The sequence below is a fragment of the Sphingomonas bacterium genome, assembly GCF_903644135.1.
Lineage (GTDB): Bacteria > Pseudomonadota > Alphaproteobacteria > Sphingomonadales > Sphingomonadaceae > Sphingomonas.
On sequence record NZ_CAHJXA010000354.1, the window covers coordinates 1 to 2761 of the forward strand.

At 68.5% G+C, this 2761-nt stretch carries 2 protein-coding genes; both read right to left on the minus strand.

Annotated features, from left to right (window positions below; genetic code table 11):
* Positions 1 to 158 precede the first annotated feature (158 nt).
* Positions 159 to 536, minus strand: a complete 378-nt coding sequence (locus HUU96_RS14355) for a hypothetical protein (protein WP_254605251.1) — start codon at positions 534 to 536, stop codon at positions 159 to 161.
* 64 nt (positions 537 to 600) lie between these two features.
* Positions 601 to 2565 (minus strand): ATP-dependent zinc metalloprotease FtsH, encoded by a 1965-nt coding sequence (gene ftsH, locus HUU96_RS14360; RefSeq protein ID WP_174293422.1) that lies wholly within the window; start codon positions 2563 to 2565, stop codon positions 601 to 603.
* Positions 2566 to 2761 lie beyond the last annotated feature (196 nt).

Genomic DNA, 2761 nt, shown 5'->3' on the forward strand with positions numbered 1-2761 from the left:
CCGGCGGCCTTGGCCGCGGTCGGCAGCGCGGCGAGGCGGCTCGCAGCGGCACGGGCGCGGGTCGTCATCGCGGCGACCAGCAGCTGGGGCGAGGCGGGATCGAGCATGGTGCCTGCTATCACGGCCGCCGGCTCAGCCCAACCCCATGAGCTCCGCCGTCAGCGGCAGGGATACCGCTTCGCCAGCACGTGCGCATAGCCGTCCTTGAGCGGCAGCCTCTTGTCGGCGGCGGGCAGCGCGTCGAGCCCGGCGAGCATGTCGGTGATGCCGATCGTCTGACCTTCGGGAATGCAGGCGATCGGCGGCTTGCCGGCCGCCTGGCGAGCGTCGCGGTCGGCCTTGAGCTGGCGGGTCGCTGCGTCGGCCTCGGCCTTCAGCGCGGCATAGTCGGGCGACATCAGCGCCATCAGCGGGTTGGCCCGCAACGGCGCGGCGCGGGTCAGGAAGGCTCCCACCGTCATCGGCGGCGCAGCGGCGGCGACGGTCGCACAAACGGCTGCAGCGAGCGCCGCGCTGACCAGGAAACGAGACGACATCGGCGACCTTTCTGCTGAAACGTCGCCGCCTAGCCGTGCCAAACTATACCGCGCCTGAACCGGGTCAGGCTCCCGCGGGCGCGGGGCTGCCGAACGGTCCCGACGGCCGCCGCGTCTTGGGAATGGACGTGCCCGCACGCGGCACGGCGATGCGCGGCCCGCTCGGGTCGGGCCGGCCGAGATCGTCGCCCGCGATCAGCTTCTTGATCTCCTCGCCCGACAGCGTCTCGAATTCCAGCAGCGCGCCGGCGAGCAGGTGCAGCTGGTCGACGTGATCGCTGAGCAGCTGCTTGGCACGCGCCAGCCCGCCCTCGACGATCCGCTTGATCTCGTCGTCGATCATCTGCGCGGTCGAATTCGACATTCGCACCGGCTGCGACGACGAATAGCCCAGGAACGACTCGCCCTCGGGCTGCGCATATTCGACCGGGCCGACCTTGTCGGACATGCCCCATTTGGTGACCATGTCGCGGGCGAGGCCAGTGGCGTACTGGATGTCGCCCGACGCGCCCGACGACACCTTGTCATAGCCGAACACGATCTCCTCGGCGACCCGGCCGCCCATGCTGACCGCCAGGTTGGCGTACATCTTGTCGCGATGGTAGCTGTAGCTGTCGCGCTCGGGCAGCCGCATGACCATGCCCAGCGCGCGGCCGCGCGGTATGATCGTCGCCTTGTGGATCGGGTCCGACGCCACCTCATGGATCGAGACGATCGCATGGCCCGCCTCGTGATAGGCGGTCATCCGCTTCTCGTCCTCGGTCATGACCATCGAGCGCCGCTCCGCGCCCATCATGACCTTGTCCTTGGCCTCCTCGAACTCGGCCATCGCCACCAGCCGCTTGCCCTTGCGCGCCGCGGTCAGCGCTGCCTCGTTGACGAGGTTGGCGAGGTCCGCGCCCGAGAAGCCCGGCGTGCCGCGCGCGATGACGCGCGGATCGACATCGGGGGCGAGCGGCGTCTTCTTCATATGCACTTCGAGGATCTTGATCCGGCCCTCGATGTCGGGGCGCGGCACCACGACCTGCCGGTCGAAGCGGCCGGGCCGCAGCAGCGCCGGGTCGAGCACGTCGGGGCGGTTGGTCGCAGCGACGATAATGATGCCCTCGTTCGCCTCGAACCCGTCCATCTCGACCAGCAGCTGGTTCAGCGTCTGCTCGCGCTCGTCATTGCCGTTGCCGAGGCCAGCGCCGCGATGGCGGCCGACCGCGTCGATCTCGTCGATGAAGACGATGCACGGTGCCGACTTCTTGGCCTGCTCGAACATGTCGCGCACCCGGCTCGCGCCGACGCCGACGAACATCTCGACGAAATCGGAGCCGGAGATGGTGAAGAACGGCACCCCAGCCTCGCCGGCGATGGCGCGGGCGAGCAGCGTCTTGCCGGTGCCGGGCGAGCCGACCAGCAGCGCGCCCTTGGGAATCTTGCCGCCGAGGCGTGCAAACTTGGTCGGGTCCTTCAGGAACTCGACGATCTCGGTCAGCTCGGCGCGAGCCTCGTCGATGCCGGCGACGTCGTCGAAGGTGACCTTGCCCTCCTTCTGCGTCAGCATCCGGGCGCGCGACTTGCCAAAACCCATCGCGCCGCCGCCACTATTCTTCTGAACCTGTCGCATCAGGAAGAAGCCGATGCCGAGGAAAAGCAGGAACGGCATCGCGTTGTACAGCAGCATCAGCCAGATCGAGGTGCCCTCTTCGGGCTTGGCGGCGATGGTCACGCCCTTGTCGCGCAGCTTCTGGACCAGCATCGGGTCCTGGATCGGATAGGCGCGGAACTTGTCGCCGCTGCGCATCGTGCCGGCGATCACGTCGCGGCTGATGCTCACGTCCTTGACCGTGCCGGCATCGACCCGGTCGAGGAAGGTCGAATAGGCGATGGTGTTGCCCGCCTGCGCCGTCGTCGTGCGGCCGTCGACCAACGTCACGAACATCGCCAGCCCAACCAGCACCGCGACCCAGATCAGCAGGCTCTTCATCCACGGATTGCCGCCGCCGCTGTTCTCCGGACCGGGCTTGTCGTTGTCGTTCATGCAGGGGACCTTTCGCACCGCCAAGATAAGCACGCGCGGGTTAATGGCAATGGAACAACGTCGCTTCGCATCACCGTTTCGGCACCCGGCGCGGCGGGGCCGCGGCGAAGCGCCAGACGTCGCCGCGGACGCTGGCGATCATGCTCGCCCCGCAAGCCGTCGCTCGGCGATCACACTCGAGCCTTCGCCAGGGCGG

Excerpts from the sequence above, each read along its gene's own strand:
- HUU96_RS14355 (WP_254605251.1), bottom strand. The coding sequence starts at position 536 with ATGTCGTCTCGTTTCCTGGTCAGCGCGGCGCTCGCTGCAGCCGTTTGT.
- ftsH (WP_174293422.1), bottom strand. The coding sequence starts at position 2,565 with ATGAACGACAACGACAAGCCCGGTCCGGAGAACAGCGGCGGCGGCAAT.